The sequence below is a fragment of the Bacillus sp. F19 genome (assembly GCA_023823795.1).
In the GTDB taxonomy this organism is placed as follows: Bacteria; Bacillota; Bacilli; order Bacillales; family Bacillaceae; genus Bacillus_P.
Genome location: CP085710.1, coordinates 1,077,483 through 1,100,795, shown reverse-complemented (window position 1 = coordinate 1,100,795; position 23,313 = coordinate 1,077,483). Strand labels below are relative to the sequence as shown.

The following is a 23,313-nucleotide window of genomic DNA, read 5'->3' as shown; positions in this document are numbered from 1 at the left end:
AAATCAATTCCACGTCTATTTTATCATATTCACCCTGTGCATGATAAACATTGAAAACCGTTTTTTAAATTGCCATAATAAAGAGAAAAGCGGAGCCGGCTGGGCAGACAGATAAGAATTCACCCGAAAAGTCCGGGTTTGACTTTCTTGAGGGAATTTGTTCTGGCCGAGGAGCTGGCGGTGGAGCTGGACAACACTGAAATGCGGAATCGCCCTGTTTAGCGCAGGCAGACAGATAAGGATCCGACAGAAAAGGCGCTTTTTGCCTTTACTGGCGGATCCGTTCTGGCCGAGGAGCCGGGCGGTGTAGCTGGACAACAAGAAAAGCAGAGCCGACAGGCAATTTTGCTTACCATCAATTAGCAACGCTTTAATATCTGATAACCGAAAGGACTTTAACCATGACCCAGGAAATTGAAATTGAATATAAAAATCTGCTTACTGAAAGTGAATTTTCCCGCCTGGCTGATTTTTTTCAAATCTCTGATGATGACTTCAGACTCCAGGAAAACCATTATTTTGATACGCCGGAATTCCATCTTAAAGAGCACGGTGCGGCCCTGCGTATTCGCTTTAAAAACGGCAGGTACATACTGACATTAAAAGAACCTGCACCTGTCGGCCTGCTTGAAACTCACCAGGAAATCACAGGCAAAAAAGCGGAAGAGCTTCTTTCATCCGACTCAGCCCTTCCAAAAGGCCAGGTTTTAGAACGGATACTTTTACTCGGCATTCATTCTGAAAGCATTTCCTTCTTTGGAACTTTATCCACAAATCGGGCAGAGAAAACCTATAAAAATGGCTTAATTGTTCTTGATCACAGCCGATATATAAATAAAGAGGATTATGAGGTTGAATATGAGGTCTTGGATGCAGATGAAGGACTGCTTGCTTTTCACGAGCTGCTCGCCTCCCTGCAAATTCCTCTGCGCACAACGCCGAACAAAATTAAACGTTTTTATGATCATAAACGTCAGATCGCTAATGAGAAGGAGCTTGATAGTGGAAATTAACTATATGAAAGCATTGATGCAGCTTCAGGCTTTACGCAGCCTGTCCCAAACGGAAACAGATGAAGCTTCCGAATCCTCCTCTGCGTCCATGTTCAAGGATATCTTTCAATCTTATATTGACGGACTGACAGAAGAGGTCCAGCCTCAATTTAAGCAAGCTGCCGTCCCTTTGACAATGCCGCCCGTAAACGTAAATGTCCGTATGACATCTTCTGAACCGGCAAGCAAGGCAATTGACAGCATCATTTCTCAAATGGCAGCCAAATACAGCATGGATGAGAAACTGATCAGAGCTGTCATTTCTCAAGAGTCGGGCTTCAACCCTAATGCCAAGAGTGCTGCAGGGGCTGCAGGACTTATGCAGCTTATGCCAAAAACGGCACAGTCACTTGGCGTCATGAATTCTTTTGACCCCGTTCAAAACATTGAAGGCGGAACGAAGTATTTAAAGCAGATGCTTACGAAATACAATGGTGAAATCCCACTTGCTCTTGCAGCATATAACGCCGGGCCTGGAAATGTTGATAAGTACGGCGGCATTCCCCCGTTTAAAGAAACACAAAATTACGTACAAAAAATTACTTCTTCCTATTTTGCTTAAAAAAGGAGCTGATTTAAAGCGAAAGCGGCTTTAAATCAGCTCCCTTTTTCATTTCATAGAACGAAGCCCTTCACATATACTAAGAAAAGCGGAAGCACCGTCAAATCCCTTTTGACCTTGGATCTAAACTATAGAACTGGACAAAGACTCCTGGAGACTAAAAAAGGGCTATCGCCATTTTCCATCTGGATTATATAATTAGAACATAACATGACTTTTCAAGGCAGTTTGTTTGAGCAATGGTAGGTCAATTGTTACAATAAGCTTATCTTATTAATAAAGGAGATCACAGGCATGGCTGATCAATTTTCAACACCATATGAAGCGATTGGGGAAGATGCACTTTCGCAGCTGGTTGATGCCTTCTATCATAGAGTGCACAAGCATCCTCTGCTCTCTCCGATTTTTCCAGATGATTTGTCGGAAACAGCTAGAAAACAAAAGCAATTTTTGACGCAATACTTAGGCGGACCGTCTTTATATACAGAAGAACATGGACATCCCATGCTGCGGGCAAGACATTTGCCCTTTCAAATTACCCCTGCAAGAGCCGGGGCGTGGCTTTCCTGCATGGAAGAAGCAATGGATGAATTAGAACTTGATGAACGATTTCGGGAATGGTTTTTTGAACGGCTGGAACTGACAGCCCGGCACATGGTGAACACTTCAGATGAAAAACAGCAGCCGAAGGGTTCTCAGCAATGATGATTCAGCACGGTGAGAATCAAAAATCAGCTCCATTTTTCTCTCACTGTCAGGGCAATTCAAAAAAACCGCTCGAAATCTATATGTTCATCGATCCACTATGCCCTGACTGCTGGGCACTTGAACCGATCATAAAAAAACTGCTGATTGAATATGGAAGATTCTTTACATTAAAACATATCATCAGCGGACGCATCAAAACGCTTAACCAGCTGAAACGGAAAAATCCGGCAAATCTTGCGCGAGCATGGGAAAAAACAGCCAGTTTAACAGGGATGTCCTGTGATGGGATACTAAGATCTGAAAGTTCGATTTCATCTCCATTTGCAGCTTCGCTTGCGATAAAATCAGCAGAGCTTCAGGGCCGAAAAGCAGGTATCCGTTATTTGCGGAAACTTCAGGAAGTCTTATTTCTTCAAACAAAGAATATTGCAGAAGAAAAAGTTCTTGTACAAATTGCACAGGAAGTCGGCCTTGACGCTGATGAGTTTGTAAAAGATCTTCATTCAGCCAGTGCCGCCAAAGCACTGCAATGCGATTTAAAAATATCTGTGGAAATGGACGTTCAGGAAAACCCTACACTCACTTTCTTTAATCAGAATGTCGATCAGGAAGGGCTGAAAATCAGCGGGTATTATTCTTATGAAATGTATGTTGGCATCTTATCGGAAATGCTCGGGGATGTACCGAAGCCATCTCAAGCTCCGCCGCTTGAAATCTTTTTAAGCTATTTTCAATTTGTCGCTACAGCAGAGATTGCGGCAGTTTACAATATGACGGCAGAAGACGCGGAAAAGGAAATGAAAAAGTATTTGCTTTCTCAAAAGGTTGAGCGCGTGCCAGTGAAGCACGGTACGTTCTGGAGATACATTGGATAGAAAAGAAAGAAATCCGGTACAATTTCCTGTACCGGATTTCTTTCTTTTTAAATTGAAAACGCTTACTTTCTTATTCTTAAAAAGACTCCGCACGGGTAATACGGAGTCTTCTGTATGTCTTAACGACAACAAAGGGGATGGGAGAAATTTTTCACGGTCAAACAAAGGGGTAAATGTTTGTTTGTGATTGATTTCACATCTATAATATATCAGAAATTGTCGACTTATGACAACCCATAGAAACTCATTTCACAAATTTGTCACAAACATAAATACAGCGTGTCTTTCATATTTTTTTAGAAAGGACAAACAAGGAGGATTTCAAATTGAACAGCAGCCTTCCCCTGATTATCAGTATAATTCTGATTATTATAAGTTTCTTTCTAAATATACTTGGATTAATGGAGATGTTTCCATTGCTGATATCATCTCCGCTTTTGTTTATTTCCATCTTTGTGACACTATATTTGGTGAATCACCGGAAAACTTTTAAGGGGTTTTAGTCGCAACTCTGAATATGGTCTATATTCAATCGATATCTGTATTTTGACAAGCTTTTTCTAGCCATTTTTATAGTTTTTTAAGCGGAATCAGCTAATTTATTAGCAGATTATCCGTTTTTCCAGCTTGAATTAAGAAACATTTAGCCGAATCATTTTTTTTAATAGAATGACAGCAGCCGTTTATAGTACATTACGGCTTTTTTATCCTCTTCCCGCTTTTGCCAAATAAAGCCTTTAATCGCCTTCCCGCCTTCTGCAGAAACTAAAAAAGAATGCAGCCCAAAAGCTGCATTCTTCTTATTTTACTCTGACAAAAGCTGTTCCATCTCATTCAGCTTCTCTTCAAATACCTTCAAAGCTTCTTCAATTGGCTGGGGCGATGTCATATCCACGCCTGCTTTTTTCAGCACTTCAATCGGATAATCCGAGCTTCCGGATTTAAGGAACTCCAGATAGCGCTCGACAGCAGGCTCTCCCTCTTCAAGGATCTGCTTGCTGAGTGCGGTTGCTGCACTGAATCCAGTTGCATACTGGTAAACATAGTAATTGTAGTAGAAGTGTGGAATCCTTGCCCATTCCAGGCCTATTTCCTCGTCCACTGCCAAGTGTTCACCAAAGTATTTTTTGTTTAGATCATAATATAGCTTCGTTAATAGATCTGGCGTCAGCGGTTCGCCTTCCTGTGCTTTTTTATGAATCGTATGTTCATACTCGGCAAACATCGTTTGACGGAATACTGTGCCTCTGAATCCTTCTAAATAATGATTTAAGAGATAAAGCTGTTTTTTCTTATCATCAATGGTTTTTAACAGATAATCATTCAATAACGCTTCGTTGCATGTAGAAGCAACCTCTGCTACGAAGATTGAATAATGTCCATATTGATACGGCTGAGATTTTCTTGTGTAATAACTGTGCACGGAGTGACCGAATTCATGGGCCAATGTAAAGAGATTGTTCACATTATCCTGCCAGTTCATCAGGATATATGGGTTTGTGCCGTACGTTCCAGAAGAGTAGGCACCGCTTCTTTTCCCTTTGTTTTCGTGCACATCAACCCAGCGGTTTTCAAAGCCTTCATTCAAGATGGCCAGGTAATCCTCGCCAAGCGGAGCAAGACCTTTCAGCAAATAGTCCTTTGCTTCAGCATAAGGAATTTTCATCTTGACGTCTTTCACAAGCGGTGTGAAAAGGTCATACATATGAAGCTCATCAAGACCGAGCACTTTTTTGCGGAGCTCGATGTACTTATGAAGCAGGTGGAGATTATCGTTTACCGTTTTAACGAGATTCTCATACACTTCTTCAGGAATATTATTATTGCTGAGGGCTGCTTCGCGTGCTGACTGATAATTTCTTACTGTTGCGTAAAAGTTATCTTTTTTAACCGCTCCGCTCAGCGTGCTTGCAAATGTGTTCTTGTATTTATCATATGTGCTGTATACCGCTTTAAAGGCATCTTGCCTAACTCTGCGGTCTTCACTTTCTAAAAAGCGGATGTAGCGGCCGTGGGTTACTTCTACCTCTTCGCCGTCCTCATCTTTTATTGAAGGAAATTCAAGATCCGCATTATTCAGCATGCCAAATGTATTGCTTGAAGATCCCAAAACATCTGAAGCCTGCGCTAACAGGGTTTCCTGCTCAGCAGATAATACATGCGGACGCTGGCGGTTAATTTCATCTAACGTATGCCCGTACACCTTCAGCTCTTCTTTTTCAGTTAAGAAGCCTTTCATTGTCGCTTCATCCATTGATAAAATTTCAGGAATAATGTAGGACGAAACACTGCTCGCCTGTGTGTAAAGGTTTGATGCTCGGTCATTTAAGCCCTGATAGTGTGAATCCCCTGTGTCCTGATCGTATCTCATGTGGGCATATGTATAAAGCTTTCCTAATCTCTCCATCACAGTATCCTGATATGTAAGTGCTTCTAGAAAAGCATCTGCTGAATCTCCGAGTTTGCCCTTAAATTCTCCGATTTTAGGCAGGGCAGCTTTCACTTCTTTAAACTCTGCTTCCCAAGCTTCATCATTTTCAAAAATATCCTCAAGTTTCCATGTATCTTCGACAGCGATTTCTGTTCGTTTCGGCAATGTTTTAACGGCTGTTTGTTCTGCCATAGTTATCTAAATCCCCCTTTAAACATGATTAACCCAATAATATTCTATATTTTCTTGCAAATCAATCTAAGAGTCTTGCTATTTTCCCTGCATATCAGACAAGTCCTGACGGCTGTCGACATCCTTCTCTCCATTTTCTCGCATTGACTTCGTCATCAGGTATGCAATGGCTCCTGTGCTGACAGCTGTTAAGGTGTAATCAAATAGATTGCTTTTCCGTCTTTTTTTATAAAACATCATCATTCCTCCATTCATATTCTCTCTTTCATAGGTTGCTTCGTCCTTACCCTGTTCATGCAAATCATTTATATTGAGTAAATTGCTTCATAACAAGTTCATCTCTCTTTAATAAATCAGCAGGTGCACTCTGCCATGTAATTTCTCTCTGTTTCACATATTTGTTTTTATTTACACGCTGAAGCATGCCCATGAAAGATAATGTCTCCAAATATTCACGGATTGGAGCCCCAATTGTAAGATGCTTTAAATGGGAAAGATCACGGACTTTAGTAGATGGATCTGTCCTTATTTCCCTTTTAACCTCTTCAAGAGTAAAAATTGTGTGTGTTTGGATCTGATCTATAAACAAGAGAATTTTGGTTTGCCAAAGGCAGATGCGTGAATCAAACAGATAGCTGGTTTTGATTGGAAGAAAGGCTTCTGCAGGAAGGTGGGTAATCGGAGTCTGCTTCTTTTCATAAAGTTCTTTCTGCAGCAGGATCATTTCCCTATGAAGATGTATAGCCGGTTTTAAACGATGTGATTTGATGAGGTGAATCCACTTTGAAAGATGGGACTTAATAGAATGCGGTTTTGGACTTTGAAGATCAGAAATGGCGGTTTGATTTAGAGGCAGATATCTTGGAATGGAGAAGAAGACTTGTTTTGAAAAAGGAATGAGGTGTTCAATCAGGAGGAATGCCTGCACTTGAGAACAATACGTAAGTATAAACGGCGGATCAAGAGGCTCTTCACCTGTTCTTGCAAACAGCCACTGAAAAGGGGAAATGCGAAAGGTATGACTGCTTAACCTTGCAGTATTTTTACCGCCTAATATCCACATCTCATCAATGCCGGCTTTTTTATAATGACTGGTTCTTTTTGAAAAAAGAGAAGCAGGAATGACTGAGCATTGATATTCTACAGCAGTGTATTTATTTCTGTTTTTAAAAAGCACATCAGGGCGCTGAGAAATTCTTGGCAGGTATTGTTCGAGCTTTGCACTTTGGACTCCTTGTCCCTGAAGCCACTTATAAAGCTGGAGCTTCCCATTCAGGTGGTACTCGCTTTCAGGCTCGGTTTCTATAGTGCACGTTTTATTTTTTTGATGTGCAAAATGATGGACTTTGATGCTGCCAATCTTTAAATCAAGCGGATTTTCACACACAGGACAGTAGAAGGCCTCTTCCCTTCTTAATTGCATAAGGATCTTTGCTTCCCATCGCTTGTCCGAAAGATTAATTATGGTTCCTTTGCCGGTTTTGGCAACTAGCATAACTTTACATCATCTCCCATCTTATGATCATCTTCATTATATAGAAAGTTTATATAAGAAAAAAGCGTCATATTCAAATTCAAAAGGCAGATAAGGTTTGACTTTTTTGGCGGAGCCATTCTGACCGAGGATTCTGCGCTAGACATCAAAGCGTGTAAATTTTATACTTCCGCCAAAAAAAAGACATACCATAAACGGCATGTCTCATCAAATTATAACAAGGGGGAAAGCAGTCTGGACATTGATTCATAAAGCTTCTGTTTGAAAGGGCGCTTGTTGAATTCATCCATGATAATTTCATGGGATACTTTGAGATCACGCTCATACTCATCGACAAGCTTTTGCGTGCTTCTTGTCCGGTAAAGAAAGGCATTCACTTCAAAATTCAAATGGAAGCTTCTCATATCCATATTTGCTGTTCCTATAGAAGCAAGCTCATAATCAACAATGACAATCTTGCTGTGCATAAAGCCTTTTTCATATTCGTAAATTTTCGCACCAGCTTCAAGCAATTCCAGGAAATAAGACCTTGACGCATAGAAGACGATTTTTTTATCTGGACGCTTCGGCACAAGCAGCCTTACGTCTACACCGCTTAATGAAGCTATCTTTAAGGCTGAAAGAATATCTTCATCCGGCACAAAGTAAGGAGATGCGATCCAGATGGAGTCTTTGGCAGATGTAATCATCGAGAAGAACAGATTCTTAATGACTTCCCATTTGTTATCAGGTCCGCCAGCAATTATCTGTACGCCCCCTTCATGCTCTTCAAGCTGAACAGAAGGAGTCATATATTCTTTCTTCACAATATTTTCTCCCGTCATGTAATACCAATCCTGAAGAAAGATCATTTGCAGCGTGCGGACGGCTTCGCCCCACACCATTAAATGGGTATCACGCCAAAATCCGAAAAACTCATTCTTGCCCAAGTATTCATCACCGACATTCAAGCCGCCGACAAACCCGACAGTTCCATCGATGACGATGATTTTTCTGTGATTGCGGAAATTGACTTTGTTATTCAAAAAGGGCATTTTCACAGGTAAGAATGAAACTACATCAATGCCTGCCTGCTGCATTTCTTTAATGTACGCCTTTGATAATTTCCAGCTTCCGACTGAATCATATAAAAAGCGAACCTCTACGCCTTCTTTCGCTTTCTTAATCAAAGCATCTTTTAATTTGCTGCCGACTTCATCGTGCCTGACAATATAATACTCAAGGTGGATGTGATGCTCAGCCTTCTCAATTTCCCCAAAAATATGATTAAATGTCTCATTGCCATTCGTCAAGGCTTTCGTCCTTGTAGCAAATGAAATTGGAGTATGTCCAATGCGGTGCGCTAAATTAAAAAGCATTTGCTGATGGTCGCCCATTAAATCAATCTTATCCTCATAAGACGATTGATTACCTTCAATTTCAAACATGATTTTTTCATCAACCAGCGCTTTTCGGTCAAATAACTTCCTCTTTCTCACATTGCGGCCAAATACCAGGTAAAATAAAAAGCCGATCAGCGGTAAACTTCCAAGCACGACAAGCCATGTAATCGTTTGAGAGGGTTTGCGGTTTTCAAGGAAAATGACAAATCCAATAAAGATAAGTGAAAATGCAAAGAGAACAGAAGTAGCTGTAATCATCCATTCACTTGAAATACTTCCAGTAAAATTTTGAATGATATAGATAAAAAAACCAATAATAATTGCAAACAAAAGCACTCGAACCGTATTTTTCATGTTTTACCCCTGACTTTTATAAAGGATCTTTTGTTTTATCGATAACTGCGGATGCTTAAACAAAACTCTTGTCCGAAAACAGACTGTATGAAATTTAATGGTAAAAAAAGCCGACTTCAAACTTCATGAAATCGGCACTTCTTAGTTTTAGCTAAAATGTTTCTTAACAACGTCAAGAGCTTCATTCGCAATAATTTCCTTGCCGTATTCCGTGACGCGGTGAATGGTCATGCGTGATTCTTGTCCATACTCGAGAATAATACTCAGCATATTCTCAATGTCTTCATCTGAATGCTGCTCATCAAACTCTACATACAGGTAGTAGTTTTTATCCAGTGAGTAAAGTGAATTGACAAAGCCGCTCACAGGAACTTGCGCTAAAGCAATAATATGTTCAAAATCATTAAATTTTATCAGGAATTGCAGCTGCTGCTCTTCTTCCTCCGCCGAACCGTCTGAATCATCAAGATCATCATTAAAGTGCTGATCTAGAATTGATTCAATGTTCACATCGACCGGTAATTCCTTCACTTTATCCTCAGATAAAGGAAGTTCAATTTTCTGGCCGTCTTTTGACAGCTGAGCTCTTGTTACAATAACTTCTAAACCTTTATCGAGAGCCTGCACCTGAATCCATAGCGGCCCTTCCACCATGAAGTCTTCCTCGTCGTGAACTTCATCCATCATTTCCCAAAATAACTCTTCACTTCTTTCGCGGTTGTACCAGATTTCATCTCTGTCAAAACCGCGTTCCTCTATATCAAGATATGAAATATAAAACTTTACGGTATATTCATTAATTCGTTCTATCTCCATCTTTACAACCTTCCCTTCTATATATGATGTTGAAGGGACAACTAAACCCCTAAATAAGTTGCACTTTTCTACACTTTACCCAAATCAGCAGCTATTTAATCGTCAGCGCAACGCATCATTAGCTTATAAAACTTGTCTTGAAAATGAGACTTGCCTTTCAAGATTCTTGTACTCCTATTTTATGATAAAACAGCTCCGAATGAAATAAAAAAACCTTGAATTTACAAAAACAGTTATTTACCTATATAGAATGGCTCATAATTCAAAGTTCGCTTCATATATATGGTACGAGCAGTCAATAACAGGGAAAGAGGTACTTAAATGGAACAGGAATTTCTCATGTCTTTGATTATGATTATCGGCATTGATTTGCTCCTTGGAGGAGATAACGCGATCGTTATTGCAATGGCAAGCCGAAATCTGCCCCCTAAACAGCGAAAAAAAGCAGTCATTTTAGGAACGGTCTTCGCAATTGGGGTTCGCATCCTGCTTACTTCAGTAGCAGTCTATTTATTCCAGATTCCTTTTGTGCAGCTGATTGGCGGGATTCTGCTCCTCTATATCGCTTATCATTTAATTGTAGGAAGTGAGGAAAAAGAAGGAGAAATAAAAAGTTATCAATCCTTGAGAAAAGCGGTTCAGACGATAGTACTGGCTGATATGCTGATGGGAATGGATAATGTCATTGCGGTTGCCGGAGCAGCTAATGGCCAGACAATCCTTGTCATAATCGGCCTGTTAATCTCGATCCCGATCATGATTTGGGGCAGCAATCTCATTCTTAAAATTTTAGATAAATATCCTGCTCTCATTTATATCGGAGGAGGAATGCTTGCTTATACTGCAGGCAAAATGATTATCCATGAACACAAGCTTGCGCCAATATTCCATACACATCCAAGCATGGGAGTCATGCTCCCTTATTTGCTCATTTTGTTCTTGATTTTATCTGGCTTCATTTATCAGCGCATCGAAAAAAACGAAAACCTTCCTTAACAGCTAAGGAAGGTTTTCTATGGGTTATAATTCTTTAACTGAAATTCACTAAACGCTGTGCTTCTCTCAGCTGATATGTGCGTACCTTTCTAGGCAAGAAGCGTCTGATTTCATCTTCATTGTATCCGACCTGCAATCGCTTTTCATCAATGATGATAGGGCGTCTTAATAGGCCTGGGTGCTCCTGAATCAGATCATAAAGATCTTGAAGAGGCATTGTTTCGACATTCACGTTCAATTTTTGAAAGATCTTTGAACGAGTAGAAATTATTTCATCTGTTCCATCTTCAGTCATGCGCAAGATTTCTTTAATCTCGTCAACTGATAGCGGCTCTGAAAAAATGTTGCGCTCTGTATATGCGATTTCATGCTCTTCTAACCATGCTTTCGCTTTACGACAAGAAGTACAGCTTGGTGATGTATATAACGTTACCATAAACCTTTCACTCCTTTTTGTGTAAAATGAGCAGACTGCTTATAATAGTAATAAGTATTACTTTGTGTTCAAATTGAAATTACTACAATTAAGTAATATCTATAACGAATTATACTATAGAAAAGTAAGTAAGTATACACTTTTTAAATACAAATGTTTGACAAAACAGTTACAATTCCGTAAAAATTGAAGGATTATATTTACTGCTTTTATCAAGTTCACTCTAAATCCCTGTTCTTTCAGCAGCATTCATCCCTCTGAATGCGGTCATCTGATTCTCAATTAATCCAGTCCATCGAAAATATCTTTCTGATTATCCTGCTCCTGCATGGATAAAACTTCCTGTACATCCTGATATTCTTTACCGTAAAATTCTTTATCTTTATAAGTATGAATCATTAAGTATGTCTTTTTCATTGCTTCATATATTAATTCTTCAGAAGCATCTTCAGGGGACCAATAAAGAATTTCCATTGCATTCACTTCGTTTGTAGCAAGCGACTTTCTTCTGTATCCGATTGATTTTGCATGCTGAAATCCTTCTCGCTGATAAAACTTTAAGCGCTTGCCCGTATCAAGAATATCTTCATCCACGGGTTCCACCTCTAGAATAATTGGTTTTCCTAATTCTTTTAAATTTGAAATCAGCTTATGTCCAAGACCCTGTCCTCTTGCTTTTTTCGATACAAACAAGTAGTCAATAAAGATGAAATCTTCTAATTCCGCATACATAAGAACATGATGTTCTCCTTCATCTTTATGATAAATATCACCACGCTCTTTCAAGAGAGTTTCAATATGTTCTTTAGATTTCATTTCCTCAATAGGAAAGTATTGATTTAATTTCTCATACCAGTTCATTGACCCGCTCCTTGCACGTTTTAACGTTCATTTCTTTCTAAATTAAATATACCCTCTTTCCTTAGTGTTAAACATGAGCTACTATAAAATTATAAGTAAATAATGGGATGGTGAGGATTTTGTTTGAATATGCGTTCGATTTTCTGCTTGTTGCTGTATTGGTTATTGGAATAACAGCTTTAATGGGAGTCATAACAAATGGAATCGGAGAAACCATCTTCAGCGGAAAAAAGAAAAATGAAAACGTTGAACATACTTTAAAAACCCAGGCAGGGTGGCGAAAAGTCGGCGGCAGACGAAGATAATATTTAATGGAAGAAAACCGGCCGTGACCGGTTTTTTCACTTCAAATTTAAGTAAAAAAATCCTTATATGCTTACAGGATCCGTTTAAGAGGAGAACACCATAAAATCCCGTTGAAAATGAAGGTATTATAGAAATTGTTCAGGATAAAAATCGTTTAGTCCCAACTTTTTATAATCGTGAATTTGGGTTAATAATAGAGTGCGGTTGTTGCTCTGAAACAGGCATACTTCAGGGTTTTGGGTACTCATAGGGTGCGTATGATTCCCCTTTTCAGGCTCAATCCTGGATTTGGGTACTCATAGGGTGCGTATGATTCCCCTTTTTTGGCTCAATCCTGGAGTTGGGTACTCATAGGGTGCGTATGATTCCCCTTTTTTGGCTCAATCCTGGATTTGGATACTCATAGGGTGCGTATGATTCCTCTTTTTTGGCTCAATCCTGGATTTGGATACTCATTGAGTGCGTATGATTCCTCTTTTTTGGCTCACTTCTGGATTTGGGTACTCATAGGGTGCGTATGATTCCTCTTTTTTGGCTCAATCCTGGATTTGGATACTCATTGAGTGCGTATGATTCCTCTTTTTTGGCTCAATCCTGGATTTGGATACTCATTGAGTGCGTATGATTCCTCTTTTTTGGCTCACTCCTGGATTTGGGTACTCATAGGGTGCGTTTGATTCCTCTTTTTTGGCTCAATCCTGGATTTGGATACTCATTGAGTGCGTATGATTCCTCTTTTTTGGCTCACTCCTGGATTTGGGTACTCATAGGGTGCGTTTGATTCCTCTTTTTTGGCTCAATCCTGGATTTGGGTACTCATAGAGTGCGTATGATTCCCCTTTTCAGGCTCAATCCTGGAGTTGGGTACTCATTGGGTGCGTTTGATTCCCCTTTTTTGGCTCAATCCTGGATTTGGGTACTCATAGGGTGCGGTTGATTCCCCTTTTCAGGCTCAATCCTGGATTTGGGTACTCATTGGGTGCGTATGATTCCCCTTTTCAGGCTCAATCCTGGATTTGGATACTCATAGAGTGCGTATGATTCCCCTTTTCAGGCTCAATCCTGGATTTGGATACTCATTGAGTGCGTATGATTCCTCTTTTTTGGCTCAATTCTGGATTTGGATACTCATTGAGTGCGTATGATTCCCCTTTTTTGGCTCAATCTTGGATTTGGGTACTCATTGAGTGCTTATGATTCCTCTTTTTTGGGTCAATCCTGGAGTTGGATACTCATAGGGTGCGTATGATTCCCCTTTTCAGGCTCAATCCTGGATTTGGGTACTCATAGTGTGCGTATGATTCCCCTTTTCAGGCTCAATCCTGGAGTTGGGTACTCATAGAGTGCGTATGATTCCTCTTTTTTGGCTCACTCCTGGATTTGGATACTCATTGAGTGCGTATGATTCCCCTTTTTTGGCTCAATCCTGGATTTGGATACTCATAGGGTGCGTATGATTCCCCTTTTCAGGCTCAATCCTGGATTTGGGTACTCATTGAGTGCGTATGATTCCCCTTTTTTGGCTCAATCCTGGATTTGGGTACTCATAGGGTGCGGTTGATTCCCCTTTTCAGGCTCAATCCTGGATTTGGGTACTCATAGGGTGCGGTTGATTCCCCTTTTCAGGCTCAATCCTGGATTTGGGTACTCATAGGGTGCGTATGATTCCCCTTTTCAGGCTCAATCCTGGATTTGGATACTCATTGAGTGCGTATGATTCCCCTTTTCAGGCTCAATCCTGGATTTGGGTACTCATTGAGTGCGTATGATTCCTCTTTTTTGGCTCAATCCTGGAGTTGGATACTCATTGAGTGCGTATGATTCCTCTTTTTTGGCTCAATCCTGGAGTTGGATACTCAAAGGGTGCGTATGATTCCTCTTTTTTGGCTCACTCCTGGATTTGGGTACTCATAGAGTGCGTATGATTCCCCTTTTCAGGCTCAATCCTGGAGTTGGATACTCATTGAGTGCGTATGATTCCTCTTTTTTGGCTCAATTCTGGATTTGGGTACTCATAGGGTCCATATGATTCCTCTTTTCAGGCTCAATCCTGGAGTTGGATACTCATTGAGTGCGTATGATTCCCCTTTTCAGGCTCAATCCTGGATTTGGATACTCATTGAGTGCGTATGATTCCTCTTTTTTGGCTCAATCCTGGATTTGGGTACTCATAGAGTCCATATGATTCCCCTTTTCAGGCTCAATCCTGGATTTGGATACTCATTGAGTGCAGTTGATACCCTGAAACAGGGCTGCTCCAGGGTTTTGGGTACTCATAGGGTGCGGTTGTTGCCCTGAATCAGGCATACTCCAGGGTTTTGGGTACTCATAGAGTCCGGTTGTTGCCCTGAAACAGGCATACTCCAGATTTTTCGGTACTCATAGGGTGCGGTTGTTGCCCTGAAACAGGACTACTCCAGGGTTTTCGGTACTCATAGGGTGCGGTTGTTGCCCTGAAACAGGACTACTCCAGGGTTTTCGGTACTCATTGCGTAAGTTTGATGCCCCGAACAATAAAAAACGGATACAAATTGCAGGGCAATTTAGTATCCGTTTACTTCTATATTTTGCTGTTTTCACGATCAAAAAGAAACCAGTTATTTAAATTCGCGGTGACTGATAAATTAAGGCGTGTAATCTACGCCTTTTGTATAGTTATTTCCGGCATTCCACAGAAGGTACTCTTTTATCCCCTGATCATTCAATGCCTTGATTTGAGCTTCTATATCTTCTTTTCCATACTTTTTGTAGTTTCCGCTGCCGAGCCATGAAGCCGTAAAATCCTGAAGCCATGGCCGTGACACTGGTCTTGTTTTCAGCTCATCAAGCTTTTTATTTTCAAGCTTGGCATATTCTGAAATGAGTTCGTATGGTTTTAAGTCGGGCTTCTCAATTCCAAAATAGGCCGTCCAGTGACTGGGATAAATCATCGATGATATAACATCAACATGGTTTGAGATCTTTGTAAAGTTTTGGCCAATACCCGGTGCTTCGGGCAATGTAGCTGTATATCCAAAGATATCAACTGAGGTTTTAACGCCATAAGGTTTCAATTTTTCCCTCGCGTATTCAACAAAGTCCGTTACCGCTGTTACACGCTTTTGAACATTATCCTGTTTTGTATCTGTATAATCACCGTGGCTGTATTTTAGCGTGGCGTCTTTATTCTCAAATCCTTCAGGAAAACGGACGTAATCAAATTGAATCTCCTGAAAACCGAGCTTTGCAGCTTCAATCGCAATCTGAACATTGTAATCCCATACTTCTTTTACAAATGGGTTGACAAATGACTCTCCTCGCCCGTTCTTCCAGACGCTGTTTCCATCTTTAAAAGACCATTCCGGCTTTTTGTTTGCGAGAACCGAGTCCTTAAACACAACAATTCTCGCAATCGGATAGATTTTCTTTTTCTCAAGTTCTTTCAGCATCGCCCGCGGATCTTTTATGTATTGATGACTAATATCGTAATAAGGAGAAGATGGATCAGGGCGGTAAGTTAAATTTCCATAATCATCTTTCACATCAATAACCATTGCGTTTAGATCGGTTGAATCCATTAGCTTTGTCAGCTGTGCAAATTTACTGCCGCCGGCGGAATGACCCGTCACGTAGATTCCTCTGATTGCATCTGGATATTCAAAGTTCAGTCCCGAGTCAAAAACAAAACGGGGCATCGATTCCGGGAGTTCTTTCTTTTGATACACAAGTTCTTTACTATCGTGTGCAGCTGCAACTAACCCTGTTTCTGCCTGTGTCTGATTGCCTGCTCCTGCTGCAGCTATAGAGCTTGCCAGTAGGAATACAGGTACAATCTTTTGTAAAAAAGCCACGATTAACACCCTCCATTTGCTGATCTGTCCTCATTATAAATGAAAAATCAGGATGTTCATACATGTATTGGGAATTATTTTGACAATTTTCAACATCTTTCTGCTGCCATTCCTCATGCTTTTTACACAAAACAAAAAGTGATCTCAGTTCATGAGATCACATTTCATTATTTTGCATATAAAGTTTTGTACTGCTTGAATTCAGCTTCTGAACACATCACGAAATGGCCTGGTTTTACTTCGCGGAACTGCGGCTGATCTCCTTCTGTATACTGATGCTGAGCCGGGTCGTATTTCTTTCTTACACGAGTGCGCTCATAATCAGGGTCCGGAAGCGGTATAGCAGAAAGCAAAGCTTGAGTATACGGATGAATCGGATTGTTATAAAGCTCTTCTGCGTCTGCAAGCTCAACCAGCTTGCCGAAATACATTACACCGATGCGGTCGCTGATGTATTTTACCATTGAAAGGTCATGCGCAATAAATAGATACGTAAGTCCTTTTTCTTTTTGCAGATTCCTCATTAAGTTTACTACTTGTGCCTGAATCGATACATCTAAAGCAGAGATTGGCTCATCTGCAATAATGAAGTCCGGATCAACTGCAAGTGCACGCGCGATTCCGATACGCTGGCGCTGTCCGCCGCTGAATTCATGAGGAAAACGGTTTGCATGCTCACGGTTAAGACCTACTGTTTCAAGAAGTTCGTACACTCTTTCCATCCGCTCTTTATCGGACTTTGCCAGACCATGGATATCTATTCCCTCGGCAATAACGTCAGATACTTTCATGCGCGGGTTTAAGGAAGCGTATGGATCTTGGAAAATCATCTGCATTTTACGATTAAAGGTTTTCAGCTCGCTTTTGGATTTTTTTCCGTGAACATTTACGCCATTAAACTTTACTTCACCGTCTGTAGCGTCGTATAAACGGATAATTGAACGGCCGGTCGTAGACTTTCCGCAGCCTGATTCACCAACAAGGCCAAGAGTCTCACCTTTATAGATATCAAATGAAATATTATCAACTGCTTTTACTTCATTTGCTTTCCCTACATTAAAGTGCTGTTTTAGGTTTTTAACCTCAAGAAGTTTTTCTCTTTCCATCTCTTACTTTCCCTCCTTCATTTCAGGGAACTTGCGCTGACGAAGTTTTACCGCTGCAGGCGGTTCAACCTTTGGTGCATCAGGATGAAGCAGCCAAGTTGCAGCATAATGTGTATCAGATACTTTAAACATTGGCGGCTGTTCTTCTAAATCGATTTGCATAGCATATTCGTTACGCGGTGCAAAAGCGTCGCCTTTTGGAGGATGCAATAAGTTTGGAGGCGTTCCAGGTATCGCATACAGCTCCTGATCTTGCGAATCAAGGCTCGGCATTGAACTGATTAAGCCCCAAGTATACGGATGCTGCGGATTGTAGAAAATCTCATCTACTGTGCCAATCTCGATGATTTTCCCTCCGTACATAACCGCTACACGATCAGCTACATTTGCAACTACTCCAAGATCGTGGGTAATGAAAATGATCGATGTGTCAATTTTCTTTTGCAGATCCTTCATTAGCTCAAGAATCTGCGCCTGAATCGTAACATCAAGAGCGGTAGTAGGCTCGTCCGCAATTAAAACTTTCGGATTACATGCAAGCGCGATAGCAATAACAACCCTCTGTCTCATACCGCCCGAGAACTGATGGGGATATTGTTTGAAGCGCAGTTCAGGCTTTGGAATTCCAACAAGACGCAGAAGGTCAATCGCTCTTTCCTTCGCCTGTGCTTTGCTCATATTCTGGTGCTTTACAATAGGTTCCATAATTTGCTTTCCAACAATCATTGTCGGATTTAAAGATGTCATAGGATCCTGGAAGATCATCGAAATATCTTTACCGCGGATCTTCTGCATTTGCTTATCCGTTAATGAAGCTAAGTTCTTTCCATTAAAGAGGATTTCACCTTTTTTGATTTCAGAGTTGCTCTCAGGCAATAAACGCATGATGGACTTTGTTGTAACTGATTTACCAGAGCCTGATTCTCCTACAATCGCCAGAGTTTCCCCTTTTTTCAAGTCAAAGTCCACACCGCGAATGGCTTGTACTTCTCCTGCAAACGTGTGGAACGAAATATGCAAATCTTTTACTTCTAATATTTTTTCCATCTTTGGGTCACCTGCCTTTTTCTAGTCTCTCATCTTAGGATCCAGCGCATCGCGCAGTCCATCTGCAATCATGTTAAATGCAACCATAATGACACTGATTACGATTGCCGGGTAAATCATTTGATAAGGGAATGCTCTCATTGATTTAAACCCTTCATCAATTAACGTTCCTAGAGAGGCAAGAGGATCCTGTAATCCAAGTCCGATGAAGCTTAAGAACGCCTCGAAGAAAATAGCATTCGGTATGGTAAACATTGTATTGATGATTATTACCCCAACTAAGTTTGGAATAAGATGTTTAAAGATAATTTTTCCATGACTTGCACCAAGTGTTCTCGATGCCAGTACGAATTCCTGATTCTTAAGTTTAAGAACTTGTGCACGAACGACCCTGGCCATTCCAACCCAGCCAGTTATGGTTAATGCAACTGTGATGGAGATAATACCAGGTTTTAAAATTAAAATCATGAGTATAACGACAACAAGGTTCGGTATCCCCATCAGAACTTCGATGATACGCTGCATGACGTTATCAATACGTCCTCCAAAGTAACCGGAGATTGCACCGTAAGCTACACCGATGATCATATCGATAAATGCAGCTAAAAAGGCAATATATAGAGAGATTTGTGTCCCTTTCCAGATGCGGGTAAACTGATCACGGCCCAGGTTATCTGTTCCAAGCCAGTAATATTCTTTAATTTGTTTCTGTTCATAAATATTTATTTCCTCACCATTATTAAGAGTTCTTGTTCCATCAAAAGGCAGCCAGCTGATGTTTTCAAGACCTTGAATACGAGGAGGCAAATTAGCATGTGTTGCTTTTTGACGGGCTGAGTCGTATCCGCTGACAGCAGGCCCGATAAATGCTAAAAGAGTTAAGAGAACAATTACAATTAAACTGAAAACGGCAGCTTTATTCTTTCTTACTCGAAGCCATGCATCCTGCCAATAATTGAGACTCGGCTTATTTATTTCTTCACTCTTTGAAGAATCAATTTTAGCGGGTTGAAATAATTCTTTGCTGAGTTCTTTTTGTGCCATTATTTTTTACCTCCCGCTAAACGAATTCGTGGGTCAATGATGCCGTATAAAATATCGACAACAAGAATAATTAAGACAAATAGGAAAGCAAATAAAAGGGTTGTACCCATAATGACAGGGTAATCGTTCACTGTAATTGACTTAACGAACTGTTCTCCAAGTCCAGGTACGGAGAAAATTTTCTCAATAACAAGTGATCCTGTCATGAGTCCTACTGCCAGCGGTCCTAAAACCGTTACAACTGGAATTAATGCATTTCGAAGGGCATGTTTAAAAGCAATTTCAAAGTAGCTTGCACCTTTTGCTTTTGCAAGTGTAATATAATCAGAATTTAATACATCGATCATTTCCGTTCTCATAAAACGTGCAGCAATCGCAATTGGGAACATAGCAAGAGCTATTGTAGGCAAAATGCTGTATTCAGGTCCGCGCCAGAATGCAACAGGCAGCCACCCTAATTTTACTCCGACGTAATATTGCAATAAACCGGCAAAAACAAATGAGGGGATGGATTTACCGATAACAGCAAAGAATGTTGCACCATAATCTACCCAAGTGTTTTGGCGCAGTGCTCCGACAATACCAAGAAATATTCCGAATAACGTTCCTACAAACATTGCCTGAAATCCGAGGATAGCAGATGGGGCTATGCGAGCAGCAAGCAGCTCTGAAACCGGAGTGTTGTCAAATTGGAATGATACTCCAAGATCACCTTTAGCCAAGTTTGTCATGTAAGTAAAATACTGCACGGGTACAGGCTGATCGAGCCCATACTTGTCTTTCATGATTTCCACCTGTGCATCTGACAACTTACCGTTATTAAATGGAGTACCGGGGATCAGTTTCATAAGGAAAAATGTAAATGAAGCAATTAATATAAGAGTGATAAGCATATAAATCATACGTTGGCCCAAATATTTAACCATGTGTGCACCTCCTAGAACTATATGAAAATTCAGAATCATCTACATAATTCGACAATTCTATAGCAGGTAAAAAGAGAGTATATAGCATATACTCTCTTTTTATTCTTTTTGATTAGAATCATTCGCCCTTAATTTCGTAAATAACTATTACTCAGCGTCAGTGATTTTAATCCACTTGTAGCTGTATTCAGGTCCTACAAGGTGGTAAGTGAAACCTTCAACGTTTTTGTTGATAAGAAGGTTAGAAGCACGCTGATACATTGGAGCGATACCTGCATCTTCTTCTAATACAATTTTTTCAGCTTCTTGAAGTGCTTCGAAACGTTTAGCTGGATCGTTAGCTAAAGTTGTTTGAGCATCTTTTAATAATTTGTCATACTTTTCGTTAGAGTAAGCCATTCTGTTATTTCCGCCATCAGTTATCCATAGATCTGAGAATGAAATCGGATCTAGATAGTCAGGACCCCAGCCTGCAGCCTGGATATCATAATCCATTGTTTTGTCACGATCTAAACGAACACTGAAAGGAACACTTTGTACATCAATCGTTAATCCTTCAAGTGTGTTTTGAAGCTGATCTTTCATGTAAGAGTCAACAGTTTTAGACGTTTCAGTATCTCCGCCAAGGTAGACTAATTTCACTTCTTTTTGGCCAATCTCTTCTAAGCCTTTTGCCCATAGTTTTTTAGCTTCTTCTGGGTTATAAGTAAGTAAGTCTCCATTACCTTCACGGAAGTCTTTACCGCTCTCCGGGTGTGTAACGAATTCTTTTGGTACAGCATAGTTTGCTGGAATAGAACCATTGTTTAAGATTTCATTTGTTAAGTCTTCTTTATTGAAAGCCATTGCAATGGCTTTACGGATGTTAACGTTAGCAAGAGCTTCGTTCTTTTGATTTAATTTAAGCCAGAAAATTGTAGGCTCTAACCATCTTAACAGACGGTCATCACCTTCATATTGTGCGATAACTGCTGGTGTTGAAAGTTTAGGAGTCACATCTGCTTCTCCAGCTTCAAATGCGTTTGCTGCAGCTTGAGGATCCTTTGAAACGTTGAATTGAATTTTCTCAAGGCTTACATTTTTTGCATCCCAGTATTCAGCATTTTTCTCTAAAGTCCACTCAGTATCAGCAGGGCCTTCCCATCCTTGGATCGTGAAAGGTCCGTTGAACACTAAATTTTCTGATTTTTTACCGAAGTTTGCAGCCTGTTCTTCAACATACTTTTGGTTTTGAGGATAGAATGTCGGGAAAGCCATTAATGATTTAAAGAAAGGAATTGGTTTTTCAAGAGTAACCACCAATGTTTTTTCATCTTTAGCTTTAACGCCTAAATCTTCTGGTTTCGCTTTTCCATTATATAATGCTTCTGCATTTTTAATTTTACCCATCATCATGTATGGACCATATGCAGATCCTGTTTCAGGATTAAGGGCACGCTGCCAAGCAAAAACGAAGTCGTTTGCTGTAACAGGTTCTCCGTTAGACCATTTAGCATCTTCTCTTAATTTAATTGTATATTCTGTGCCGTCTTCATTAGCTTCAGGCTCGCCGTCAGCCATACCAGGCACTGGCTCTTGGTTTTCATCAATACGGTATAAACCTTCATTCGTATTGTTTAATTGAGATAAACTGATTGTATCTTCTGCTAGTACCGAGTCCATTGATGGTATCTCAGATGATTCTAGTACTTTAAGCTCCTGTGGTACATTAGTTTCTTCTTTAGAGTCTTTATCTTTGTCTCCTCCGTCAGAAGAACCTTGATTGCCTCCGCCGTAGCAAGCCGTTAAGAAAACGCTTAAAACAAGCGAAAGAACTAAAAGCAATGAAAATTTTGACTTTTTCATTAATAACCCTCCCTTTTATTTTTAAAAAATTCTTACAAAGACTATTATACAAGCTTTCGAATGTTTGTACATTCATTTTTTTAATAAAATTTACACAAATGCAATAAAATTAAGACTATTTCGAATGTAAAATAGTTCTTTACACCTATATAAAGTGTCGGAATTGGTCCTGATATTTCATTTGAATGACGCAGTAAATACCAAATGCTTAATCTTTGTAAAGAATTTAAATAGTGTGTAAAATATAAAATGTATACAATATACAACAATAGCTAATAAACTATTTTGCGGGCATACTGGAAAGATTCTGACTATTTTTACTTTTCTCGCTATAATATTTTTCGTATATTTCTATACAAAGTTACTATTTGAACGTGTTTCACTTTAGTATAATTAGTTAAAAAAAGAGGGTATTTATGAAAAGAAATTTATTTTTATCAACGTTTTCCGTGTCGTTTGTTCTAGTCTTTATGCTATCCCTTCTATTACATGGAGAAATTACGCTTCTTCACTATATCAATATTTCTTTTTATCTATCTGGAATCCTGCTCTTCATTTCGATGTTCCTGCTTGTAGCTGAGGGTGGATTTTTTGACGGAATTACCCTAGGCTTCAGAAGAACCTTTCAATCGAAAGGCAGAGATTTAGAAAAGGAAGAAGTAGAGGAAATGAGGCTGTTTTCTGAGCTGCTCAGCGTTGAATATATGCCCTTCCTATTAGCAGGACTTCTTCTTGCCGCCACTATGTTTACAGGATTGGTGTTCTATTACCTCTAATGCAGTTGATTATCTTGTTGTAAGCTTTTATAATAAGAAAAGCGGAGGCGCTTTGGAGAGTTCCGAAAGGCGGATCAGTTCTGACCGGGGAGTTAGGCGCTTTAGCTAGACATCAATTTGCAAAACTTTAAACTTTCCTTTCTTAATAAAATCTTTATTTAAAGAAGCGATGATAAAGAGTAGTACATAGTGAATTCATTTATAGAGAGCCTGCTGCTGCTGGGATGCAGGTAATGAAAGCTGTGGAATGGACTTTTGAGCAGCTGACTGAAA

At 40.0% G+C, this 23,313-nt stretch carries 21 protein-coding genes and 1 other annotated feature (1 of these 22 cut by a window edge); of the genes, 8 read left to right on the top strand and 13 right to left on the bottom strand.

Going from position 1 to position 23,313, the window contains the following annotated elements:
• The first annotated feature begins 401 nt into the window (after positions 1–401).
• The 5 genes from LIT25_05580 (at position 402) to LIT25_05560 (ending at position 3,700) form a co-directional block, all read left to right on the top strand.
• A complete protein-coding gene (locus LIT25_05580; GenBank protein USK34822.1) occupies positions 402–1,013 on the top strand; it encodes a CYTH domain-containing protein in 612 nt (203 codons plus the stop codon).
• 4 nt (positions 1,014–1,017) lie between these two features.
• Positions 1,018–1,614, top strand: coding sequence for a lytic transglycosylase domain-containing protein (locus tag LIT25_05575; protein USK36174.1), 597 nt, complete (start codon positions 1,018–1,020; stop codon positions 1,612–1,614).
• Positions 1,615–1,908: 294 nt separating this feature from the next.
• Positions 1,909–2,319 carry a thiol management oxidoreductase gene (locus tag LIT25_05570; protein ID USK34821.1) on the top strand — a complete coding sequence of 137 codons (411 nt, stop codon included), beginning with the start codon at positions 1,909–1,911 and terminating at the stop codon, positions 2,317–2,319.
• A complete protein-coding gene (locus LIT25_05565) occupies positions 2,319–3,197 on the top strand; it encodes a DsbA family protein (GenBank protein USK36173.1) in 879 nt (292 codons plus the stop codon). The genes LIT25_05570 and LIT25_05565 overlap by 1 nt, the downstream gene beginning before the upstream one ends.
• A gap of 344 nt (positions 3,198–3,541) precedes the next feature.
• Positions 3,542–3,700 (top strand): hypothetical protein, encoded by a 159-nt coding sequence (locus tag LIT25_05560; protein USK36172.1) that lies wholly within the window; start codon positions 3,542–3,544, stop codon positions 3,698–3,700.
• A 302-nt stretch (positions 3,701–4,002) separates the two neighbouring features.
• Here LIT25_05560 and pepF read toward each other — a convergent pair whose 3' ends face one another.
• From pepF to mecA, 5 genes are all read right to left on the bottom strand, one after another.
• Entirely contained in the window at positions 4,003–5,820 is a 1,818-nt protein-coding gene (gene pepF, locus LIT25_05555; GenBank protein ID USK34820.1) for an oligoendopeptidase F, read from the bottom strand.
• Between the two features lie 78 nt (positions 5,821–5,898).
• Positions 5,899–6,057: a hypothetical protein gene (locus LIT25_05550; protein ID USK34819.1), complete on the bottom strand. Its 159-nt coding sequence runs from the start codon at positions 6,055–6,057 to the stop codon at positions 5,899–5,901.
• Positions 6,058–6,121: 64 nt separating this feature from the next.
• Positions 6,122–7,315: a competence protein CoiA gene (locus tag LIT25_05545; protein USK34818.1), complete on the bottom strand. Its 1,194-nt coding sequence runs from the start codon at positions 7,313–7,315 to the stop codon at positions 6,122–6,124.
• Between the two features lie 212 nt (positions 7,316–7,527).
• Positions 7,528–9,051 carry a cardiolipin synthase gene (gene cls / locus LIT25_05540; protein ID USK34817.1) on the bottom strand — a complete coding sequence of 508 codons (1,524 nt, stop codon included), beginning with the start codon at positions 9,049–9,051 and terminating at the stop codon, positions 7,528–7,530.
• A 147-nt stretch (positions 9,052–9,198) separates the two neighbouring features.
• The gene (gene mecA, locus LIT25_05535) at positions 9,199–9,867 is read right to left on the bottom strand and encodes an adaptor protein MecA (protein ID USK34816.1); all 669 of its coding nucleotides are present in this window, start codon (positions 9,865–9,867) and stop codon (positions 9,199–9,201) included.
• Positions 9,868–10,188: 321 nt separating this feature from the next.
• Between mecA and LIT25_05530 the strand changes: the two genes are divergently transcribed.
• Complete coding sequence (locus LIT25_05530) at positions 10,189–10,863, top strand: TerC family protein (protein ID USK34815.1); 675 nt, start codon at positions 10,189–10,191, stop codon at positions 10,861–10,863.
• Positions 10,864–10,897: 34 nt separating this feature from the next.
• On the opposite strand, the gene spxA is transcribed toward LIT25_05530, so the two are convergent.
• Both spxA and LIT25_05520 read right to left on the bottom strand, forming a co-directional pair.
• Positions 10,898–11,299 (bottom strand): transcriptional regulator SpxA, encoded by a 402-nt coding sequence (spxA, locus tag LIT25_05525; protein ID USK34814.1) that lies wholly within the window; start codon positions 11,297–11,299, stop codon positions 10,898–10,900.
• Between the two features lie 282 nt (positions 11,300–11,581).
• Positions 11,582–12,160, bottom strand: a complete 579-nt coding sequence (locus tag LIT25_05520; protein ID USK34813.1) for a GNAT family N-acetyltransferase — start codon at positions 12,158–12,160, stop codon at positions 11,582–11,584.
• Between the two features lie 107 nt (positions 12,161–12,267).
• Here LIT25_05520 and LIT25_05515 point away from each other — a divergent pair, with 107 nt between their 5' ends.
• On the top strand, positions 12,268–12,465 hold the full coding sequence (locus LIT25_05515; GenBank protein USK34812.1) for a hypothetical protein: 198 nt from the start codon (positions 12,268–12,270) through the stop codon (positions 12,463–12,465).
• Between the two features lie 2,625 nt (positions 12,466–15,090).
• Here LIT25_05515 and LIT25_05510 read toward each other — a convergent pair.
• The 6 genes from LIT25_05510 to LIT25_05485 all read right to left on the bottom strand — a co-directional run bounded on the left by LIT25_05510 (position 15,091) and on the right by LIT25_05485 (position 22,264).
• Positions 15,091–16,296 carry a putative glycoside hydrolase gene (locus LIT25_05510; protein USK34811.1) on the bottom strand — a complete coding sequence of 402 codons (1,206 nt, stop codon included), beginning with the start codon at positions 16,294–16,296 and terminating at the stop codon, positions 15,091–15,093.
• A gap of 167 nt (positions 16,297–16,463) precedes the next feature.
• A complete protein-coding gene (locus LIT25_05505) occupies positions 16,464–17,402 on the bottom strand; it encodes an ATP-binding cassette domain-containing protein (GenBank protein USK34810.1) in 939 nt (312 codons plus the stop codon).
• A gap of 3 nt (positions 17,403–17,405) precedes the next feature.
• Positions 17,406–18,449 carry an ABC transporter ATP-binding protein gene (locus LIT25_05500; protein ID USK34809.1) on the bottom strand — a complete coding sequence of 348 codons (1,044 nt, stop codon included), beginning with the start codon at positions 18,447–18,449 and terminating at the stop codon, positions 17,406–17,408.
• A 21-nt stretch (positions 18,450–18,470) separates the two neighbouring features.
• On the bottom strand, positions 18,471–19,493 hold the full coding sequence (locus LIT25_05495) for an ABC transporter permease (protein ID USK34808.1): 1,023 nt from the start codon (positions 19,491–19,493) through the stop codon (positions 18,471–18,473).
• A complete protein-coding gene (locus LIT25_05490) occupies positions 19,493–20,419 on the bottom strand; it encodes an ABC transporter permease (protein ID USK34807.1) in 927 nt (308 codons plus the stop codon). The genes LIT25_05495 and LIT25_05490 overlap by 1 nt, the downstream gene beginning before the upstream one ends.
• Positions 20,420–20,566: 147 nt before the next feature.
• Positions 20,567–22,264: a peptide ABC transporter substrate-binding protein gene (locus LIT25_05485; protein USK34806.1), complete on the bottom strand. Its 1,698-nt coding sequence runs from the start codon at positions 22,262–22,264 to the stop codon at positions 20,567–20,569.
• 416 nt (positions 22,265–22,680) lie between these two features.
• Here LIT25_05485 and LIT25_05480 point away from each other — a divergent pair, with 416 nt between their 5' ends.
• On the top strand, positions 22,681–23,040 hold the full coding sequence (locus LIT25_05480; GenBank protein USK34805.1) for a DUF3899 domain-containing protein: 360 nt from the start codon (positions 22,681–22,683) through the stop codon (positions 23,038–23,040).
• 160 nt (positions 23,041–23,200) lie between these two features.
• Positions 23,201–23,313, top strand: a binding site (T-box leader); it runs 98 nt beyond the window's last position.